The organism is Streptacidiphilus albus JL83 (assembly GCF_000744705.1).
GTDB classification, from domain to species: Bacteria; Actinomycetota; Actinomycetes; order Streptomycetales; family Streptomycetaceae; genus Streptacidiphilus; species Streptacidiphilus albus.
On sequence record NZ_JQML01000001.1, the window covers coordinates 1097950 to 1117348 of the forward strand.

The window sequence follows — 19399 nt, forward strand, 5'->3', positions numbered from 1 at the left end:
GGTGTGCGCTGGACCGTCCGGGGCAGGCGGTCCCTCGGACGGCCCAGCCCACGGTCGCGCCGCAGGCCCTTCGGACCCGGCGTTCCTAGGCTGGCCGGACGGACCACACCAGTCCGGTGCCGCTGCCACCGGCGGCCCGCAGCACACCCCGGGAGCCTCCACTGTCCAGTACGACGAAGACCCCACCGGCCGGAGAGGCCAATCTCGGGCACATCATCTTCATCGCAGCCGCCGCCGCCATGGGCGGCTTCCTCTTCGGCTACGACAGCTCGGTGATCAGCGGTGCCGTGACCGGCATCCAGCACCACTTCAAGGTCGGCAACGGCGAGACCGCACTGGTCGTCTCCTCCGCCCTGCTCGGCTCGGCGGTCGGCGCGGCCTGCGCCGGGACCATGGCCGACCGGATCGGCCGGATCAAGGTCATGCAGATCGCCGGCATCCTCTTCGCCATCAGCGGCGCCGGGTCGATGTTCCCGCCGAACATGTGGGTCCTCGGCACCTGGCGCGTGATCGGCGGCCTCGCCATCGGCATGGCCTCGGTGATCGCCCCCGCCTACATCGCCGAGGTCGCCCCGGCCGCGGTGCGCGGACGGCTCGCCTCCTTCCAGCAGGCCGCGATCGTGCTCGGGATCTTCATCTCCCAGCTGGTCAACTACGCGCTCAACGAGGGCGCCGGCGGCAGCCCCAACGACCACATCGCCGGCATCCAGGCCTGGCAGTGGATGCTCGGGGTGGAGACCATCCCGGCGCTCATCTACTTCCTGATGTCCTTCGCCATCCCGGAGTCCCCCCGCTTCCTGATCTCCGCGGGCAAGCCGGACCGCGCCCGCGCGATCCTGGCCGACCTGGAGGACCCGGGCACCGACCTCGACGCCCGGATCGACGAGATCCGCACCGTCATCCACTCGGAGCACAAGAGCACCCTGCGGGACCTCCTCGGCGGCCGGTTCGGCCTGATGCCCATCGTCTGGATCGGCATCGGCGCCTCGGTGTTCCAGCAGTTCGTCGGCATCAACGTGATCTTCTACTACTCCTCGCTGCTCTGGCAGTCGGTCGGCATCAACGCCAGCAACTCGCTGCTGATCAGCGTCTCCACCTCGCTGGTCAACATCGTCGGCACGGTCATCGCGGTGGTCCTGGTCGACCGGGTCGGCCGCCGCCCGCTGGCACTGGCCGGCTCGGCCGGGATGGCCGTCGCCCTCGGCGTCGCCGCCTGGGCCTTCTCCTACCGCCACGGCACCGGGACGACGGCGACCCTGCCGAACCTCCAGGCGACGGTGGCGCTGGTCGCCGCCCACGTCTTCGTCCTCTGCTTCGCCTTCTCCTGGGGCGTGGTGGTCTGGGTCCTGCTCGGCGAGATGTTCCCCAACAGGATCCGGGCGCTGGCGCTCTCGGTCGCGGCCTCCGCCCAGTGGATCGCCAACTGGGCCATCACCGTCAGCTTCCCGACCATGTCGGACTGGAACCTCTCGGCCACCTACGTCATCTACGCCTGCTTCGCCCTGCTGTCGATCCCGTTCGTCTACTTCTTCGTCCGCGAGACCAAGGGCCGGACCCTGGAGTCGATGGGCTGAGCTCGGCGGAACCGGGCCGCCGGGGCACGGCGTCCCCCGGCGGCAACCCGTTCCGGGGACGCCGCAGCAGCCGGTCCCGTCCCGGTCGCGCAGCCGTGCGGGCACGTGCAGGCTGGAGGCATGGACGATGACAAGTGGTTCAGCGCCACCGTGTACTTCCGCAGCGCGGTCGAGCTCGGGCTGGGCAGCCCCCGGCTGAACGTCGCGAGCGAGCGGGTCCGGGTGGTCCCGGGCTGGGTCGCGATCGAGCTGCCCAGCGGGCAGCTGCCGCAGGACAGCGCCGTGCGCCACGTCCCGGCCGACCTGGTGTCCTCGGTCGTCGAGGCCACCGCCCCGTAGCCGGGCGGCTGCGGCTAGCTCCGCTGGGAGGCCGCGGAGTTCCGGTCCAGGATCTGCCCCAGCTCCTCCGAGACTCCGCAGCTGTCCTCCGGGACGTCGTGCTCCCGCATCACGGTCTGCAGCTCCGCCCACGTCACCACCGGCACCGACGCCAGCTCGCCGAGCCCGGGGCCCTCGTAGACGTCGGCGATCAGATCCTCGCCGCCCCCGTCCGACGCCAGCCGTACCTGCACCGACCTGCCCTCGTGAACACTCATGCCTCCAGGATCCTGCCCCGGCTCCGCCCCGGCATCCCGGAGCGGCACCCGGCAGCCGGGGACGACGAGGCCCTGCGGGTCCGGTCCACCCGGACCCGCAGGGCCTCGTCCTTCTCGTGCAGGTACGCCGCTCAGCCCGCCTCGGAACGGACCTCGGCGTCCAGCTCGCCCTCCGGCTCGCCCGCGACCGCGGTGCGGACGCGGGCAGCCACGGCCTCCGGGTCCACCCCGGCGCCGCGCATGATCTCGGTGGCCCGGCTCCGCGGGTCCTCCGCCAGCGCGGCGAGCAGGTCCAGCGCATCCGCCTCCGCCGTGCCCGGGCGCACCAGCGCGGCTCTGGCCGCCTGCTGCAGCGCGTCCTCGGCCGGGGTGCTCCAGCGCAGGGTGGCGTGGTCGCCGAGCCGACGGAGCTCGACCCCTTCGTCCGACTTCCAGGCACGGCCGAAGCCGATGCTCCGCTGGACGAGGTAGCCCATCAGCCGGGTGGCCTGCGCGGGCAGTGGCGCGGCGAGGCCGAGCACCCGGTCGTCCGATTCGAGCAGTGCGTGCAGCAGATGGCCGGTGTCCACCTCGCCGTCCCCCGCGCGCACCGCGCGGCGTCGGGCCCTGGCGGCGACTCGGCTGAGCGTACCGGCGTCGACGTGGGCCGTGACCGGCTCACGCAGTTCGATCAGGTGCAGGTCTGGTGACACGTGATCCACCACATCGTCAAGGGACAAGGAGGGGGAAGCTGAAAAGTGGAGAAGGTGGGAGGAAGCGACACCCTTGGGGCCCGCTGCCACCGGTAGTCTGCTGCGCAGGGTGAGCGACAGTCAACCCACAGATACGATCTTCCCACCGTCCGCGTGAGCGGTCGTCAGTTCGCGTGTTCTGGTATCGGCTTGCCACCCGGAGCCGACCAGCCGGAACAGAGTCCCGGCCGGCCCCTCCGCCATGATTCGCCACCCCCGCGCACGAACGCACGCCCAGGCGCACGCCCCCACCTGCACGCCCTCCCCCCGGCCTCCGACGACATCGCAGACATCGGACCGATCCGTTCCTCAGACCTCTTCGGCGAGGATCAGGTAGAGCTTCTTGCGGGCGTCGGCCAGCACCGCGAGCGCCTTGGCCCGCTGCTCCGGCGTCCCGGTCGTGACGACCTGGCGCAGGGCGTCGCGGACGGCGCCCTCGGCCTGGGCGAACTCGCGGACGACGCCCCAGTGCTCGCCCTGTCCGGCCTCCTCCCAGGGGGCGTCCGGGCCGGCCTCGGCCTCGGTACGGCCCGTCTCGGTGAGGCTGAACAGCCGCTTGCCACCGGTCTCCTCGCCACTCACGAGGCCCTCCTCCTCCAGCATCTGGAGGGTGGGGTAGACCGAGCCCGGACTGGGCCGCCAGCTGCCGCCGGAGCGCTCCGCGATCTCGCGGATCATCTCGTAGCCGTGCATGGGGCGGTCCTTCAGCAGGGCCAGGATGGAGGCGCGCACGTCGCCGCGGCGCGCCCGGCCACCGTGACGGCCACCGCGCCCGCGCGGTCCGCCGCCGTGGCCGAAGGGTCCGAAGCCGGGCCCGAAGGGGCCGGGGCCAGGACCGAAGCCGCCCCCGGGGGGCGGTCCGAAGCCACCGAAGGCCTCGCGGTACTCCGGGCGGGGGCCACGGCCCCGGTGCCCGCGTTCTCCACGCCCGCCACGGCCGGTCCGGCCGGGCTGAGCTGCATCAAAGGGGATTCCCGATCGCATGATTTCGTTCCTTTCATGAACGACACCCGGGACACGTACTGTCCCGATGCCTCAACGATATATCGGTAGTACTCGTTCGGCAAGCCCTCTCTCCGGTTCGCCGATGTCCCGTCCCGGTTGATGTGGTCCACGTCCCAGTCGATCTGGTTCGATCCGCTCGCAGTACCACTCGATCTGGTCCATCCGTACGTTCGATAGCCCCCTTCCGCTCGATCTGGTGAAGGTCCCTTCGTTTGACCGGCGGCAGGCGGTCGCGAAGCTTCAAGCTCGCAGCAGCAGGCTGAGGGTGCGGAGGTGTTCGTGGGCGAGCCCCTGAGAGTCCCCCAGGTCGGGGGTGACGTGTCGGATGTCGGCATCTCGTTCGTCGACGCCGAAGGCGCCGTCCGGTCGGGTTCGCTCGCGGGCTTGTGGAACGAGCCCTTCGAGATGGCTCGCCCAGCGAGAAGGTTCGTTGCGTTCAAGGGGCAGCGGAACTTCACGGGCGAGTACTGGGCTGCGACGTCGAGGGCTCTGGTGGGCTACGAGTCCTGGGTGGAGCGGGATGCGGTGATGGCGTTGGACTTCGAGCCGTCGGTCGAAGGGATGGCGTCGCAGCCCTTCCGGCTCGCGTGGAATCAGGACGGGCGGGAGCACGGGCATACCCCGGACTACTTCGCGCGCCTGGCCGATGGCAGCGGGGTGGTCGTCGATGTCCGCCCGGGGGCATTGGTGGACGAGGAGTCGGCGACGGTCTTCGCGTTCACAGGGCGGGTCTGTGAGGCGGTGGGCTGGCAGTTTCGACTGGTCGGGGAGCTGGGTGAGCCCTTTCGGTCGAACCTGCGCTGGCTGGCGCGGTACCGGCACTCCCGTTGTCATCGGGTGGAGCCGGCTGAGGCCCTGCGGGAGGTGTTCGCGGTCCCGCGGGCGCTGTTTGCCGGTGCAGAGCTGGTCGGGGACCGGATCGCGGTCCTGCCCGTGCTCTACCACCTTTTGTGGCGGCAGGAACTGATGGTGGATCTGGCATCGGCCCCGCTGGGGGCCGGCAGCTTGGTCTGCGTCACTGGAAGGCGGCGGACGTGAGGTCGGCAAGGCCGGGGAGGCTCCGGCTGGGGGACCGGATCCGGTTCGAGGGCAGCGTTCACACGGTGGTCGGACTGACCGGAATGAGGGTCCGCCTGGCCGACGAGCACGGCGGCGGCATGCTGGTCGACCAGGTGCATCTGCAGTCGGCAGTGGACTTCGCGGTGCTGGAGAGCCGGGGGCCGGTCCGGCTGGGCTCATCCGCACTCGTTGGGCACCTGCCGAAGGAGGTGGCGGAGCGGGCGCTCTGGTGGCAGCGGCACATGGTCGAGGTGCTGACCGGGCTGGTTCCGGACGCACCCGCAGGTGTCCGGCCCCGGCCCGAGTACGACCCGTCCTGCCGGTCGCTGGCGGAACGCGAGCGGGCGAAGGCGGTCGAACTGGTCGCGCTGGGCGAAGAGGTCAGCCCGCGGACGGTCAAGCGGATGCGGCAACGCTACGAGAGCGGCGGCGTCGAGGCCCTGGCGGATCATCGCCTGGTCCCGCACACGACCGTGGCAGGGAAGGTGGATCAACGGGTCGTGGAGGCGGTGCGGCAGGCCATCGCCGAGAGCGTGAACGCCTCCACCCGCACGATCGAGCACGCCCGGTGGCGGACGGAGCGGATCCTGGCCGCCGAGCACGGCGAGGGCGTGGTGGCGATGCCGGCGCGGACCACGTTCTACCGGCTGTTCGGCAAGTTGTCGGGCGGGGTCCACGTGACCGGGTCTGCCCGCACCCGCCGGTCGCTGGCCGACCAGCCGGAGGGTCCGTTCCGCTACGAGCAGGTCACGGCGCCGGGCGAGCTGATGCAGATCGACTCGACCCCGCTGGACGTGCTGGTGCGGCTGGACGAGGGGGTGCCGGGCCGGGTCGAGCTATGCGGTCTTTGTGTGCGCTTGGTCAGTGACCGGGCTGTCGGTGGGTCCTGGCACGATGCCTGGACATCGACATCAGGAGAACCATCATGGGCACCTGGGACATCGGCCCCTTCGACAACGACACCGCCGCGGACTTCTCCTACACCTTGGGCAAGACCGCAGGCGACGAATGTGAGGGCTTCGTCCGCAGCGCACTGATGCGCGCAACTGACACCAAGGCCTACCTCGATGGCAGCGAAGGAGCCGAAGCCGTAGCCGCGGCTGCTCTGATCGCCGCGCAGTGCTCCGGAGGCGAGCCTGTCAGCCCAGGTTACGGTGCCAAGGATCCCGTCTCGGCTTTCCCTGCCGATCTGCGGATGCTCGCAGTCGAGGCCCTGAATCGAGTCCTCGCGGAGCACTCCGAACTTGCGGAGCTCTGGGCCGAGGCCAGCGATGGTCTGCGATGGCGGCAGAGCATCGACCGCCTCCGAGAGATCCTTGATCCTCAGATTCAGCCGCCCGAAGACGTGCTGTTCGAGTCTAAATTGTGAGCGGTCGGTCACTGACCGCGTATGTTGCGCCAGTGAAGCAGAGATCTGCGTGGACGGTGCACTACACCAGCCGCGATGTCGCCCGGCCCGCTGCAATGCTGCCCTGGCTTCGTGACCTGCCCGAAGAGCTGACACCGTGGCTCGACGAGGCCGGGCTGCCCGATGGGCTGCCGTTCCTGCTGTCGCCTCGATACGAGTACGACGTGGTGCTCAACTCGTACTTCCATCGGGTGAACCTGATCGACGCGCCGTGGAACAGCAACGCCAACCGGGCCCGGGCACTGGCGGGGTTCTTGAACTTCCTGCACGGCGCGCGGGGCGGGAAGTCGTGGCGGCACGCCACTGAGGGCGACCATCTGGCGTTCCATCAGTGGCGGCGCCGGGACCCGGCCGGGCCCAGGGTGGCGGGCGGGACGTGGAGCCAGGAGGTCTCGCACGTCAACCAGTTCTTCGAGTGGGCCGTGCGGCAGGGCCAGATCGGAGCGGTCCCGATCCCGCACCGCTCCCGCAGGCCGGCGCCGCTGGGCACACTGCAGGCAGCCCGCGCCGAGGGCACGGTTCCGGCGACCTACGCGCACGACGAGGGCGGCGAGCGCATCGAGTGGCTCCCGCCGGCGTCCTACCGGCTCTGGCGGGACGTGGGCCTGCGCGGCTACGGGCCCGACGGCCTGCCCTCGGGCCGGTTCAAGGGCCGCTGGTCGGCGCGCAATGCGACGTTCACCGACCTGATGGCCCGCACCGGGATGCGGTTGTCCGAGCAGGCGAGTCTGACCGCGACGGAGATGCAGTTGCAGGTGGGGGCGGGTGGCTACCAGCGGTTCTGGTTGCCGGGGGCGATCGCGAAGTACTTCTCCGCGCGCTGGGTCTACGTCCCGCACAGCGTGGTGCGCGACCTGGCGGCCTACGCGGACCTGGACCGGGCCGAGGTCGTCCAGGACGCCCGTGCCGCCGGGCGCTACGACCGCTGGCGCAGACCACTGGTGGTCGACGACCCGTCACGACCCCACCTGGTGCGGACCGTGGGAAGTGTCGAGCGGCGGAGGGTGAACCTGCGCGAGCTCAAGCCGATGGAACGGCGACGGCTGCTGGTGGAGAGCGCGGACGGCCTGGAGCCGGCGATGTTCTGGCTCGGCGAGGACGGGCAGCCGCTGGCGGTGTCGACCTGGAAGAGCGTCTTCGCGGACGCCAACCAGCGCTGCCGCGACCACGGGGTGGCGCTGACCTGCCACGCCCACCTGCTGCGTCACGGGTTCGCCGTGGTGACCCTCGAACAGCTGCAGCGCGGCCACATCGCGGCGCTGGCCAGCCTTGACCCGGCCCAGCGCGGCCACTACACCCGGATCTTCGGGGACCCGTTGGACTGGGTCCGCCGCAGATTGGGCCACCGGTCAGTCCTGACCACGGCCATTTACCTACACGCCCTGCAAGAACTGGAGATGGAGACCCGGATGGCGCTGGTCCCCGACACCTGGGAGGACCCCAGGGACACCCCGATCCAGCGGATCGGCGACGACACACCGCCGGTCAGCGTGGTCGGGGCGGCCGGATGAACCGGCAGGGACGCGGCAGCACCGGCCCCGGCCGGCCCTCCGCTCTGCCGGAGCACGGCTACGAGCCGCCAGCGCCGGTGCGCGAACTGCCGGACGGGCGACTGCTGGTGGCCTTCCACGGCGACGACGACCGCCGCCGGGTCTTCGACGTCTCCAAGCTGCCGCTGCCCGGCTGGCATCAGACCCTGGCCGCAGCGGTTGCCCAGCGCACCGGGCCCGACGGCGGCCTTCGCACCTTCTCCGCCGCGACCACCGGCTGGGGATCACTGGGCCGCCTGGTGCGGTTTCTGGGATCACTGCCGCAGCCCCCGCTCGACCCGGCCCAGCTCACTCCCGCGCATCTGCAAGCCTTCTACGACCACCGGGCCAAGACCACGCCGACCACGGCCCTGCACGACATGAACGAGGTCAGGCTGCTGTTCGCCCTGCCCGCGTTGCGCGACCGGGTCTCCACCGAGGTCCTGGACCACATCCAGCGGCGCCTGCCCGCGCCCCGTGACGCGAAGGCCCCGGCCACCGGCACCGGCCCCTCGCCGTCCGGGATCGGCACCAAGCGGCTGACCACGGGTTTCTCCGATGGAGAACTTGCCCGACTCCTGGCCGCGCTGCGGGCGGACGCCGCCAAGATCCGCGACCGCGTCCGGGCGGGCGAGGGCCTGCTCCGGCGCTATCGGGCCGACCCCGGGGCGCTGAACGAGCAGGACCAGGGGTTGGGGCAGGCACTGGAATGGATGGCCGCCCCCGGACAGCTGCCGCCACCGCCGGGAGCCGAGCCCCATCCGTTCTCCTCGGACCGCCGGGAGTTGGCGGGGAACCTGTTCCTGACGCTGCGGGACCTGGCGCCGCTGATGATGCTCGCCGCCGCACTCTCGGAGCGCAACGGAGAGACGATCAAAGAGCTGCCGGTCCGGCACCGGGTGCTGGAGGACCGTGCGGTCGAGCTGGTCATCGTCAAACGACGCCGCGGTGCGCGGCGCTGGTTCGAGACCGTGACCTGGGAGATCGGGGCACCGGGTCGTGAACTGCACACCCCGGGCGGGTTCTACCTGCTGATGCTGGAGCTGACCGCCCGCAGCCGCGAGCGATGCGGCTCGCCGCACCTGTGGTGCGTCTGGCGCGACGGCCAAGCGGCCAGGCTCGGAGCCGCCGACGACTACATCGCCCCGTTCCAGGACTCGTTGAGCTGCACCGCGATCCTGCCCACCGCCTGGGCGGCGAACCGGCTCCGACCACTGCTGGCCGACCCCCAGCCCGCTGCTGTCGGGCCTGACAGTCCGTCACCGACGGAGCCCACCGGGGGGCTGCCGCTTCAGGTCAGCTTCAACCGGATCAAGACGAGCATGGAGGTGCGGCGCACGAAGCGAATGGGCGGTCACCTGCCCTCGGCCGCCAAGTCCAACAGCATGCCGGTCCTGTTCCGGAACTACCTCAGCGGCGACCCGGTGATCACCGCTTGGGCGGAGGAAGTCCTCGGCGAGGCCCTCCTGGATGCCGAACAGGCCGCACGTCAGGCGCACGAGCGAGCAGTCCAGGCCGCCGGCGGAGGCCCACGCGTCCTGCCCGGACCCGTCGACACCACAGTCATGGAGACAAGCGGCCTCGATCCCGAAACCGCCCGCCAGGTCGCCGACGGGGAACTGGACACCGGCTGGACGGCCTGCGTCGACCTCGACCAGCACCCCCTCACCGGGGAAACGTGCCAGGTCACCTTCCTCGCCTGCTTCCACTGCGGCAACTGCCTGGTCACCCGCGACCACCTGCCGCGCCTTCTGGCTCTGCTCGACGCGCTGACGCAGCGCCGCCGCGAACTGCCCGAAGACGTCTGGTGGCCACGCTACGGGCCGGCCTGGGTCGCCGTCCGCCAGGACATCCTCGCGAAATTCACCCCCGCCGAACTCCAACACGCCCAGGCCGACAAACCGCACGACGCGCTCCTGGACCTGGTCGAGAACCCCTGGGAACTGCCATGACCACAGCCCTGCGGGTCCTGCCCGCCCCCGCCTCCCCACAGCCCCGGGCCGACGGAAGCGATCCGTTCGTCTTCCATGGCCGACGTCTGCGCGCGGGTTGGGCGTTGGAGGAAACCTCGCGCTTCAGCGACGACGTCTGGAACCTGGGCCAGGCGATGCTCAAGAAGCACGAGCGCCGGTTCATCCTCGACTTCACCCTGATCCCCGCCGCTCACCGGCAGGTCGCCAAGGAACTGTGCTACGCGATGCTCTCGGGAACCGTCCCGGCGGCCGAGACCCGGCCGGCGGTCGGCACCGTCCGCACCGCCTTCACCCAGTACGTCCGGTTCCTGCGCTGGGCGGCCGACCGCGCTCCGCGCCTGGACGCCCTGACCGGCAACGACCTTGAGGACTTCCAGCGCTTCCTGGTCAAGACCCTGCCGACTTCCGGCGCCCGGCAGGGCGCCCGCGCCGGAGTGCGCAAATTCTGGCTCTGGCGAGACGTCCTTCCCTCGGGAGCTCTGCGGTTCGATCCGAAGCACATCGACGGCTGGACCGAGCCGACCCACGGCGCCTACGAGAACGCCACCGCCCGCATCCCGGAAGAAGTCCTCGGTCCGCTGTTCGTCTGGGCGATGCGATTCATCGACGAGTTCTCCACCGACATCGTCGCCGCGGACCGTCAATGGCGAACCCCGCCCCCGTCATCGACGGAACTCCACACATACGGCCACCTGCAGATTCTGCTGCGAGCCTGGCTGGACGAGCGCATCGCGGCAGGAGAACCGCTTCCCGCCTGGCGAGGCAAGACCAGCACGACCGCGATCGCGGACGCGCTGGGCCGCAACCGGATCTCCCTCGCCCGCTACGGGCACATGATCGACCAGGCCGCCGCCATCGTGGGGACCACTCCCCAGACGATCAGCGACGAACCGATCCTCGCCCGGCTCGACGGCGAGCCGTGGATCGCGGTGATCCTGGCCGACCACACCGAACGCGACAGCCTCGCCGCACTCGCCCGCCTGCTGCAGGACGCCTGCTACCTGGTCCTTGCCTTCCTCTCAGGCGCTCGCGACAGCGAGATCAAGCACCTGAAGCGCGGCAACCTTACAACCGAACGCGACGCGGACGGCACCACCTACCGCTGGAAGATGCACAGCCTGGCCTTCAAGGCCGAGGACGACCCCGCCGGCGTCCCGGCCACCTGGAACATCGGCGAACCCGCAGCCCGGGCCATCGCCATCCTCGAACGGCTGCAACCACCCGGCACCGACTACCTCTTCGCCCGCCTGGAGCACAGCCCCGGCGTCAAGCCCGACGCCATCAGCCAGGTCCTGACCAGTGGGACCACCAACGCCCGCCTGAACGCCTTCGCCACCTGGGTCAACGACTACTGCCGCCGCCACAGCCGCACCGACGGCATCCCCCTGGTCAACCAGCAGCCCTTCCACCTGAAAAACAGCCAGTTCAGGCGCACATTGGCCTGGTTCATCGCACGCCGTCCCGGCGGCGTCATCGCCGGCGCCCTGGCCTATCGGCACCACTGCATCCAGGTTTTCGAAGGATACGCAGGCACCAGCGAGTCGGGATTCCGCGCCGAAGTCGAGAGCGAGCAGGCCCTGGCCCGCGGCGAGCACCTCATGGCCGCGATCGACGCCCACGAGCACACCCAGCTCACCGGCCCCGCAGCCGAGGAGGCCGCCCGCCGCCTGGAGAGCCTCGGCGAACGCGCCCGCTTCCAGGGCACCGTCGTCCTGGACGACAACCGGCTGCGGCGACTCATGGCCAAGCACGACCCGGCCGTCTATCCCGGCCAGTACATCACCTGCGTCCACGACCACGCCAAGGCCCTGTGTGAACGCGCCCGCCACCGCCGCAGCGAAGGACTCCCCGACCACGGCGGCTGCAAGCCCCTGGCCTGCCGAAACGTCGCCCTCACTCCCGAGAACACCGCCGCCTGGCAACGCGAGATCGACCGCATCACCCGCCGCCTGGCCACCCGCCCGACCCTGCCACCACTCCTACGGCACCGACTGGAAGCCCGCCGCACCGAGATCACCGCATTCCTGACGGAGAACACCACCACCCAGGAGTCCGCGTGAGCCGCCCCGCCGACGTCCCCGCCGAGCCACACGTCCGCCGCGTCCTGGACCAGTACGTCAACGAGTGCCACGACAACGGCACCCGCCCCAGCGTCCTGGCCCTGGCAGCGAAGTTCGACCTGAGCAACACCACCTTCCGCCGACACTTCCCCGACCTGGCCAAGGAAGTCTCCGCCGCCCGCTCCAGGCCGTCACCCTGCCCCACGGCCGAGATGCGGCCCAGCCCCTACGAAGTCCTCGCCGCCCGAAACGCCAAACTCCGCCGCGCCAACCGGATGCTGAACGAAAACCTCCAGTTCGCAGCCGCCCAGATCCAGCGACTGGCCGTCGACAACGCCCGTCTGCGCGAAGCCCTGGAAGCCATCAGCGACGTCACCCACATCAACCGAGCCAGCCACCCTGGCCACCGATGACGATCCCCTGTGACGACGACAGGTCCTGCTGAAACTGCCGCTACTTGTTGAACCCGCGGGACGGACTGAGGAGTTTACGCGCTTCCACTCGAACGGCATCGTCCGCGTCCAGTGTCAGCTCCTCCAACTGCGAGACCAGCTGGCTCTCGCCGGTCTCGGTCATCCAGCGGAGATCGCCCATGATCGCCGAGTAGAGATGATCCACGGTTGAGGGCTCCGGAAACGACGGCTCCCGGGAACGGGCAAATGCGGCCAGGACCAAGCGCAACCCATAACTGTCCTGACGCTGCAGAAGAGCATTGGCTGTCCCCTGGGTGACGCCGGTGTCGTGAAGGTCCAGCAGGAGTTGCTGCAGGATCTCAGCCATCCCAGGAGCCTCCGCGTCGACAGCCAGTCGCCGCCCAGCAGCCACCCTGACGGACCACGACGCGGAGTCGGCATCCTGAACCGCAGTACTCAACTCGTCACTGATCTCGCTGGGGGCCATGGCCCCACTGTCGCACAGGGCCCTGCGGTCAACGGTCAGCTCAGAACTACGTCCACAACGGCCTGGTCGACATCGCCACCCGGACCATCGTCGCCGCAGTGCTGCGGCCGACGACGAAGTCGGTGGACGCTTCCCTGCTGCTGGCCCGCGCGCTGACGCCGGAACCGATGCGGCCCGGCTGGGCCGACGCACTGCGGATGTCCCGCTCGGTGCTGCCGCACCGCAGGCTGCTGACGCTGGACGAGCGGCTGGAGCACGCCGCGGCCCGACCGGTGATCATCCCGGAGATGATCGTCTGCGACCGGGGCAAGGCGTTCATCTCGGACAACTTCCGGGCCGCCTGCCGAAGTCTGGAGATCACCTTCCAGCCCTGCCACCCCCGCTCACCTGCGGAGAAGCCCCACATCGAGCGGACCCTGGAATCGGTGGCCACAATGTTCTGCCAGTTCCTGCCCGGCTACCTGGGCCGCACCGCCGAGCACCGGGGCCGCCGGGCCGAGGACGAACCACTGTGGTCAATGCAAGAGATCCAGGAGTTCCTGGACGAATGGATCATCGCGAAGTGGCAAACACGCCGCCACGACGGTCTGCGGGACCCTGGCACCCCCGGCCGGACCTTCTCGCCGAACGAGAAGTACGCGAGGCTCATCGAGAGCGCCGGCTACGTCCCCCTTGCCCTGTCAGGCGACGACTACGTCGAGCTCCTGCCCGCGACCTGGCGGGCCGTCAACTCCTACGGCATCAAAATCAACCACCGGATCTACGACTGCACCGACCTCGGGCCCCTGCGCCGCCAGCCCTCCGGGATCACCCTCAAGAGGAACCTGTGGGAAGTCCACCGGGACCCCTATGACGCCAGCTGGATCTGGGTCCGCAGCCACTGGGACGGCAACGGCTGGCTTCCCGTCCCCTGGAAGCACCTGGGCAGCGTCCCACAGCCGTTCGGCGACCTGGCCTGGGACCACGCCGCTGCCGACCTACGCCGCAGCGGCCTACCCGACCCCACCGAGGCGGAGATCGCCCAGGCAGTCTCCTCACTGCTGGTCCGGGCCGCCCAGGGCCCGGACCACGGGAGCAAGGCACGGACGCCCCGGCCGTCGCAGCGGGACCTCCGCGTTGCCGGCCGGACCCGGGCCGCCGCACAGAACCCGAACCTTGGTCCGCCTCGACCCGAGCCAGCCGCAGCTATCGAGCCGGACCCGGACGGCCAGGGCGAGCCCGGCCCGCAGGACGAGCCGGTCGCGAAGGTGATCCCGCTCGGCGTCTTCGACCCCTTCAAGGAGGCTGACACCCGATGGTGACCGCCCACGACCCCGCACTCGTGACCGACGACCGCCAGCAGCCCGACTGGCGCCAGTCGCTGGACCAGGCGGACCTGCAGCGCTACCTCACCACTCTGGAGGGCTGGCGCGACTTCACCCGACAAGACCCGGTCCCACCCGAACTGCTGACCGCCGCCATCCTGACCAGCCTTACTCCGGACGAGCAAGCGGACTACGACGACGTGCGGCTGGACCACCACACCCGGCTGACCGTCGCCGCGACCTCGACGCTGCGGCAGGTCGTCCTCACCGGCCGGCGGCTGATCCTGCTGAACCGGCATGCGATCAGCGCCCGCCGGGGCCTGATCCTGTCCGGACCGGCCGGCACCGGCAAGACGACCGCGCTCACCCAGTTCGGCAAGACCATCGAAGCCATCGACCAGCGCCGACACCCCGGAGTCGCAGGGCGGATCCCGGTCGTCTACGTCACCGTCCCACCTGCCGCTACCTCGCGCGTGGTCGCCGTGGAGTTCGCCCGCTTCCTCGGCCTGCCCGTCACCGCCCGCGCGAACATCACCGACGTCATCGAGGCCGTCTGCGGGGTGCTGATCGATGCGAGCGTCACCGCGGTCTGCGTCGACGAGCTCCACAACTTCTCTCTGGCGACCCGCAACGGCGCGGAGGTCTCCGACACGCTCAAGTACTTCTCCGAGCGCATCCCCGCCACCTTCGTCTATGCCGGAATCGATCTGGAGGCGAACGGCCTGTTCAACGGCACTCGGGGCCGCCAGATCGCCGGGCGCTTCGGGATGATCGAGACCGTCCCCTTCCCCCACACCGACGAATGGACCGGCCTGGTCGCCACCCTGGAACAGGCCCTGCGATTGCACAAGCACCGGCCCGGCACCCTGGAGGGACTGGCCCACTACCTGCACCAGCGCACCGGCGGCATGATCGGCTCGCTCTCCCACCTCATCCGAGGGGCCGCCATCGACGCGATCCTGGACGGCACCGAGAAGATCACCCGCGCCTCGTTGCAAGAGTGAAGCTCGATCGCGCGGCCCAAGAGCGGAAGCGGAACCCAGACTCATGACCCTCCACGGCGGGACTGTCCGCCAACTGCCTTTCCAGGTCCGGCCGCGAGCCGGTGAGGGATTCCGCTCCTTCGCGAGCCGCCTGGCCCAGGCCAATCACCTCCCTTTCCCGCTCCTCATGTCGTTCCTGCGCCAGTGCCCCGGGCGAGAAGTCCTCCCGTGGACGCCTCTGGCAGCGGTGACCGGCCGCGATCCGGATCTACTCAGGCAGCTGCTGGAGACCGTGAACTGCCGCAAGTGCGGCACCCCGATGCCACCCACAGGCGCCCTCGGCCGCAGAGCCGTCTACTGCTCGGCGCGTTGCCTGAGGCTTGTCCGCATGGCCCGCGTTCCCCTCGCCGCTCAGCGCCAGCAGCCCTGCTGGACCTGCGGGACACCAACCAATGTCCGCCCCGGCCAGCGGCGCATCCTCTGTTCCTCCGACTGCCGACGGACTGCCGGCCTGGAACGACGACGCGACGACGGCCAGCCCAGGCAACGGCGGAAACGCTAGTTGTCGCTGAACTCCTCGGCGAGGATCTCCACCTCGCTCGGACCAATGATGGTCAGCCACTGGAGCACACAGCGGTTGTTGTGGTGCTGCAGGAGATGGCGAGCCTCGGCTGGCCACGGGCCATGTTGGGGCAGCTCCCGCACGACGACTTCGTCCACGAAATCGCAATCCGGGCCGGAGAAGTCGGCTCTCGCATGCAAGACACCCACGAGGCGCAGAGTCGCACCAGCACTCTTCGACCTCAGCTGGATGACCGCCTCGCTGGGCTGCAGATCGGTCCGGATGACGACCGATTCCAACCAGTGGAAGTGGTCGCGCAGTGCTTCAAGGGTCACGGCGGAACAGTATCCCGAGCGTCCACAACCGCCCCGCTCAGAGCAGCGTCCATCCTGAACCGCTATCGGAGCCCTCACCATGCCTCGGTCACACCGACAGTTGCCTTGCTCGGTCCCCCTCTTCCACGACGAAACCCTGAACTCCCTGATTCGGCGGCTGGCTGCCGCCAACTACCTCAGCGGAGAAGACCTCCGCGCCTACCTCGGAATCGGTAGGAAGACCCCCGTCATCGAGATCCTCGAACCGCTCGCCCTCGCCATGGGCAAACCGGCCCCCAGCCTGCACCTCGCCCTCCCCGAGTTCATGCAGGTCCCGCTCAGCAGCACGCCACCAGACGACCCTCCAGGGCACTTCGGCCGCCCACTTCCAGGAGATTTGCCCCGCTGCTTGAAACGCCCCGCCTGCCGCCGCTGCGTCCAGGCCGCCGGCATCAGATCCGAGGTCATCTGCTGGAGCACGCACGAACGCAACGTCTGCCTGCGCCACTACCTCTGGACTGGCGGCGAGTGCCTGCGAGCGGAGGACCAGGTCGATGTCAGCATCCTGCCGGGCACTGCCCGCGCTCAGCGCCACCACCGCAACCTGATCACTCGTCATGGCCGACGCTGGGTGCGGAATGCCTTTCCCGACGCCCGCTCCATCTTTCTCCACTGGATCCAGGAGCTGACCGCCGATCCGTTCAACATCATCGCTCGCAGCTCGCAGCACCTGCTCGGGCAGAACGGTGAACCCGCACCGGCTGAAACGGCGCTGGCGATCCTCTTCCACCCTCAGATCATCACCCTCACCGGCCTCATGGCCAGCTCCTGCTGGGAGCGCAACACCGCACAGACCAGCACGATCCTCTACCTGGTCGAGGAGGTCACCTACCGGGATATCCTTCTCGGCTATTTCCCGAAGGACAGGACGGATCCCCTGGTCAAATGGACAGATCGGTACGTCTCGGCGCACAAGTTCGCAGCCTCAAGTGGGAGGTGGAGTGTCTTCAGCACCCTCTTCCCCGAAGAGACCGTGCTGCCATCACCTCGCGCCGGTGCCAAGCGCAAGAGGCAGACCATCCGCTCCGGCCCTCTGCGCTACGGTCCATAGCCCAGCCGCCCAACACCGCGGAGCATCCAGCTCAGACCAGATCGACCGGGACGAGCACCACCAAACGGACCCGCCGAACCAGATCCAGTGGGATTTCAACCCCGCTGCTGTCCCAGTCGATTTGGTCGCCGCAGGTCAGCACACCCAGCGCGGACCAGATCAACTGGGACAGGACAGCCGATGACTGTCCTGTGACAGCGAACCTTCACCGATTGCCATCGAAGTTTGATCACCAGTAGGTTCCTGCCATCGAAGTTTGACCGGGTGGGGTTGCTGGCGGTCCGGGGGAACGGTGGGGGCACCGGCGCATGCGTTCGGCGATGCCGCGTTGTCGGTGTTCGAGTTGGGGTTCTTCGAGTCGGGTGAGCTTCGGCGGATGCCTCTGGGGCGGGGTTGGAACGTGAGGTTCGAGGCTGCCGAGCCGGTTCGGGAGTTCCATTGGGCCAAGGGGAATGAGAGCTTCCCCGGCTGGTACTACTCCGTGACGACGGAGGGTCACGTGGGCTACGAGTCGTGGCTGGAGCGGGACCGGTTGACGCTGATGGATCGTGATCCGCGCGTGGTGGGGATCTCCTCGCAGCCGTTCTGGCTGCACTGGCATGACGGTGAGAGGGAGCGTCGGCATGCTCCGGACTACTTCGTGCGGCTGGCCGACGGCCGGGGCCGGGTCGTGGACGTCCGTGCAGATGAGCGTATGGACAAGCGGACGCGGGAGGCTTTCGCGGCAACCGGGCGGGCCTGCGCGGCTGCGGGTTGGGAGTTCGAGTGGGTGGGCACGCCTGACCCGGTGCTCATGGCGAACGTGCGCTGGTTGAAGCGGTACCGGCGAGCGCGTTCGGGGCAGCCCACTGAGGTGGCGGCGCGGTTGGTCGAGGTCTTCCAGGACCATTGTCCGTGCGCGAGCAACAACGCCGGGACCTGGACCGGTGGGAGGGCGGGACACCGTGCCTGTTCCTCCGCCGACGCGCCCGGGATGCGGCGCGCGGACGGCTCCAGACGGCGCCTGGCCGCTGCCTTGCCCGTCCGGTGGTACTGCGCCGGACGGGCAAGGCAGCGGTGGCATCGAAGCGACCGGCCCGCGTCTCCGTGCTCACGTCAGAGGTGGGGGAGGCGGGCGCTCAGCGGCGCGACCGGCCCAGGACTTTGCGGATGGTCCAACAGACCAGGCCGATGGCCAGACCGATCCCGGCTCCGGCCGCGAGCCCCTCAGCGGGGTCTGCGATGTGGGTCATCGCGGCTCCCCCCAGGATTCCGCTGACCACGGCAGCGCCCACGCCCCACCCGGTACCTGTCTGTGATGTGCGTAGCCGTGCCATAGTCCCGGGTTCCTTCCCATCAGATGAACTCAACATGTCACAGCCCCGTTGGCGGCTCCCCCAAGAGCCCCGATGAAACCACCCGGACCTGCGCCGACCCCACCTGCGAAGGCACCGCCGACGATCCCCGCTGCGGCCCCGCCCATGCTGTTCTTGGCCACGCACTTGGCGAACTTCGGGACGTGCCAACTGGTCGGCTTCCACCAGGGGTCGGCAACGACGGGGAACGCCGTGGCCGCGTTCGCCTCCACGGTCTGAACCAGCGTGGCGCCCTCAAGCCGGTAGGAGGTCGGGACCGGTCTGCCCGCCGCGTCCGTGGCCCACGGGGCGTCGAAGGACCCCAGTACCTCGTCGCCCCGCGAGACCAGGATGCTGCCGTCGACCTGCAGCTGGGCGGCGGCACCCTCGGGGAGGGCCAGGGGGAAACGCCAGGTGGTCGGCGCGCTGGAGTCCTTGAGGGTGACCAAGGTACGGGCGCCGCCCTCCTTCGTGGGCTGGACAGCGAGGTCGGCGTCCTTGGCCGCGTCCGGGTAGACGACCGTACCGTCTGCCTGCCTGCTACCTGTCACCGCTGCCGTGCCGGGCAGGCCCAGGGACAGGGTCCCACCGGTGGGCAGGCCGGCCGATACCGCACCGACGGAGGTGGCGGGAGCCGTCACGGTCGCCGTGCCCGCCGCGGTGGCGGTGAGCGCACGGGCGGGACTGCCGGCGACGGGAGCATCGGGGGCCAGGTCGGCAGTACCGGTGGCCTTCTCCACCAACTGCGCGGCCCGCTGCGCGCTCGGGCTCCCGGCATCCGCAAATGCACTGGGGGCTGCGGACATCATAAGAGCGGAACCGGCAAGCGCAGCTATCGCTGCAGACGTCATGTACTGGCGGCGGAACATCAAGAACCTCTCGGTGGATATTGCGGATATTTTTGTGCGGAACGACTGCGACGTGCCGTCTGATCCAGGGGTTGCTGCAAAGCCCCG

At 69.7% G+C, this 19399-nt stretch carries 19 protein-coding genes and 1 pseudogene; 13 read left to right on the plus strand and 7 right to left on the minus strand.

Going from position 1 to position 19399, the window contains the following annotated elements; all coding sequences use genetic code 11:
* Positions 1 to 116 precede the first annotated feature (116 nt).
* Complete coding sequence (locus BS75_RS04735; protein WP_408022517.1) at positions 117 to 1574, plus strand: sugar porter family MFS transporter; 1458 nt, start codon at positions 117 to 119, stop codon at positions 1572 to 1574.
* A gap of 120 nt (positions 1575 to 1694) precedes the next feature.
* Positions 1695 to 1913: a hypothetical protein gene (locus BS75_RS04740; RefSeq protein WP_034087295.1), complete on the plus strand. Its 219-nt coding sequence runs from the start codon at positions 1695 to 1697 to the stop codon at positions 1911 to 1913.
* A gap of 14 nt (positions 1914 to 1927) precedes the next feature.
* On the opposite strand, the gene BS75_RS04745 is transcribed toward BS75_RS04740, so the two are convergent.
* From BS75_RS04745 to BS75_RS46045, 3 genes are all read right to left on the minus strand, one after another.
* Positions 1928 to 2170 (minus strand): hypothetical protein, encoded by a 243-nt coding sequence (locus BS75_RS04745; protein ID WP_152646092.1) that lies wholly within the window; start codon positions 2168 to 2170, stop codon positions 1928 to 1930.
* A gap of 131 nt (positions 2171 to 2301) precedes the next feature.
* Positions 2302 to 2862 carry a Clp protease N-terminal domain-containing protein gene (locus BS75_RS04750; protein WP_052069178.1) on the minus strand — a complete coding sequence of 187 codons (561 nt, stop codon included), beginning with the start codon at positions 2860 to 2862 and terminating at the stop codon, positions 2302 to 2304.
* Positions 2863 to 3210: 348 nt separating this feature from the next.
* The gene (locus BS75_RS46045) at positions 3211 to 3885 is read right to left on the minus strand and encodes a PadR family transcriptional regulator (protein ID WP_081982103.1); all 675 of its coding nucleotides are present in this window, start codon (positions 3883 to 3885) and stop codon (positions 3211 to 3213) included.
* A gap of 300 nt (positions 3886 to 4185) precedes the next feature.
* On the opposite strand from BS75_RS46045, the gene BS75_RS04760 reads away from it, so the two are divergent.
* The 7 genes from BS75_RS04760 to BS75_RS04790 all read left to right on the plus strand — a co-directional run bounded on the left by BS75_RS04760 (position 4186) and on the right by BS75_RS04790 (position 12348).
* Entirely contained in the window at positions 4186 to 4944 is a 759-nt protein-coding gene (locus BS75_RS04760) for a TnsA-like heteromeric transposase endonuclease subunit (RefSeq protein ID WP_063771557.1), read from the plus strand.
* 83 nt (positions 4945 to 5027) lie between these two features.
* Positions 5028 to 6002 carry a helix-turn-helix domain-containing protein gene (locus BS75_RS04765; RefSeq protein ID WP_174515076.1) on the plus strand — a complete coding sequence of 325 codons (975 nt, stop codon included), beginning with the start codon at positions 5028 to 5030 and terminating at the stop codon, positions 6000 to 6002.
* The gene (locus BS75_RS04770) at positions 5891 to 6334 is read left to right on the plus strand and encodes a DUF4259 domain-containing protein (protein ID WP_034092415.1); all 444 of its coding nucleotides are present in this window, start codon (positions 5891 to 5893) and stop codon (positions 6332 to 6334) included. Before BS75_RS04765 ends, BS75_RS04770 begins: the two co-directional genes overlap by 112 nt.
* 32 nt (positions 6335 to 6366) lie before the next feature.
* Entirely contained in the window at positions 6367 to 7884 is a 1518-nt protein-coding gene (locus tag BS75_RS04775) for a site-specific integrase (protein WP_231607679.1), read from the plus strand.
* The gene (locus BS75_RS04780; protein ID WP_034087298.1) at positions 7881 to 9854 is read left to right on the plus strand and encodes a hypothetical protein; all 1974 of its coding nucleotides are present in this window, start codon (positions 7881 to 7883) and stop codon (positions 9852 to 9854) included. Before BS75_RS04775 ends, BS75_RS04780 begins: the two co-directional genes overlap by 4 nt.
* On the plus strand, positions 9851 to 11935 hold the full coding sequence (locus BS75_RS04785; RefSeq protein ID WP_034087299.1) for a hypothetical protein: 2085 nt from the start codon (positions 9851 to 9853) through the stop codon (positions 11933 to 11935). Before BS75_RS04780 ends, BS75_RS04785 begins: the two co-directional genes overlap by 4 nt.
* A complete protein-coding gene (locus tag BS75_RS04790; protein ID WP_034087300.1) occupies positions 11932 to 12348 on the plus strand; it encodes a hypothetical protein in 417 nt (138 codons plus the stop codon). Before BS75_RS04785 ends, BS75_RS04790 begins: the two co-directional genes overlap by 4 nt.
* Positions 12349 to 12388: 40 nt before the next feature.
* Here BS75_RS04790 and BS75_RS04795 read toward each other — a convergent pair whose 3' ends face one another.
* Complete coding sequence (locus BS75_RS04795; protein ID WP_152646093.1) at positions 12389 to 12715, minus strand: hypothetical protein; 327 nt, start codon at positions 12713 to 12715, stop codon at positions 12389 to 12391.
* Positions 12716 to 12957: 242 nt separating this feature from the next.
* On the opposite strand from BS75_RS04795, the gene BS75_RS04800 reads away from it, so the two are divergent.
* Together BS75_RS04800 and BS75_RS04805 are read left to right on the plus strand one after the other, a co-directional pair.
* Entirely contained in the window at positions 12958 to 14136 is a 1179-nt protein-coding gene (locus BS75_RS04800) for an integrase (protein WP_331281400.1), read from the plus strand.
* The gene (locus tag BS75_RS04805) at positions 14130 to 15143 is read left to right on the plus strand and encodes a TniB family NTP-binding protein (protein WP_081982104.1); all 1014 of its coding nucleotides are present in this window, start codon (positions 14130 to 14132) and stop codon (positions 15141 to 15143) included. Before BS75_RS04800 ends, BS75_RS04805 begins: the two co-directional genes overlap by 7 nt.
* A 537-nt stretch (positions 15144 to 15680) precedes the next feature.
* Here BS75_RS04805 and BS75_RS04810 read toward each other — a convergent pair.
* A complete protein-coding gene (locus tag BS75_RS04810) occupies positions 15681 to 16019 on the minus strand; it encodes a hypothetical protein (RefSeq protein WP_034087301.1) in 339 nt (112 codons plus the stop codon).
* 79 nt (positions 16020 to 16098) lie between these two features.
* Between BS75_RS04810 and BS75_RS04815 the strand changes: the two genes are divergently transcribed.
* Complete coding sequence (locus BS75_RS04815) at positions 16099 to 17109, plus strand: TniQ family protein (protein ID WP_081982105.1); 1011 nt, start codon at positions 16099 to 16101, stop codon at positions 17107 to 17109.
* 31 nt (positions 17110 to 17140) lie between these two features.
* On the opposite strand, the gene BS75_RS51325 is transcribed toward BS75_RS04815, so the two are convergent.
* Complete coding sequence (locus BS75_RS51325) at positions 17141 to 17272, minus strand: hypothetical protein (protein ID WP_267970531.1); 132 nt, start codon at positions 17270 to 17272, stop codon at positions 17141 to 17143.
* 213 nt (positions 17273 to 17485) lie between these two features.
* On the opposite strand from BS75_RS51325, the pseudogene BS75_RS52125 reads away from it, so the two are divergent.
* Positions 17486 to 17998: pseudogene (locus BS75_RS52125) on the plus strand (TnsA-like heteromeric transposase endonuclease subunit); the annotation flags it as partial.
* Between the two features lie 456 nt (positions 17999 to 18454).
* Here the strand turns inward: BS75_RS52125 and BS75_RS04820 are convergent.
* Entirely contained in the window at positions 18455 to 19249 is a 795-nt protein-coding gene (locus BS75_RS04820; protein WP_152646094.1) for a hypothetical protein, read from the minus strand.
* Between the last annotated feature and the right edge of the window lie 150 nt (positions 19250 to 19399).

Coding starts and splice junctions, on each gene's coding strand:
- BS75_RS04740 (WP_034087295.1), top strand. CDS start 1,695: ATGGACGATGACAAGTGGTTCAGCGCCACCGTGTACTTCCGCAGCGCG.
- BS75_RS04745 (WP_152646092.1), bottom strand. CDS start 2,170: ATGAGTGTTCACGAGGGCAGGTCGGTGCAGGTACGGCTGGCGTCGGAC.
- BS75_RS46045 (WP_081982103.1), bottom strand. CDS start 3,885: ATGCGATCGGGAATCCCCTTTGATGCAGCTCAGCCCGGCCGGACCGGC.
- BS75_RS04765 (WP_174515076.1), top strand. CDS start 5,028: ATGAGGGTCCGCCTGGCCGACGAGCACGGCGGCGGCATGCTGGTCGAC.
- BS75_RS04770 (WP_034092415.1), top strand. CDS start 5,891: ATGGGCACCTGGGACATCGGCCCCTTCGACAACGACACCGCCGCGGAC.
- BS75_RS04780 (WP_034087298.1), top strand. CDS start 7,881: ATGAACCGGCAGGGACGCGGCAGCACCGGCCCCGGCCGGCCCTCCGCT.
- BS75_RS04785 (WP_034087299.1), top strand. CDS start 9,851: ATGACCACAGCCCTGCGGGTCCTGCCCGCCCCCGCCTCCCCACAGCCC.
- BS75_RS04795 (WP_152646093.1), bottom strand. CDS start 12,715: ATGGCTGAGATCCTGCAGCAACTCCTGCTGGACCTTCACGACACCGGC.
- BS75_RS04805 (WP_081982104.1), top strand. CDS start 14,130: ATGGTGACCGCCCACGACCCCGCACTCGTGACCGACGACCGCCAGCAG.
- BS75_RS04815 (WP_081982105.1), top strand. CDS start 16,099: ATGCCTCGGTCACACCGACAGTTGCCTTGCTCGGTCCCCCTCTTCCAC.
- BS75_RS04820 (WP_152646094.1), bottom strand. CDS start 19,249: ATGTCCGCAGCCCCCAGTGCATTTGCGGATGCCGGGAGCCCGAGCGCG.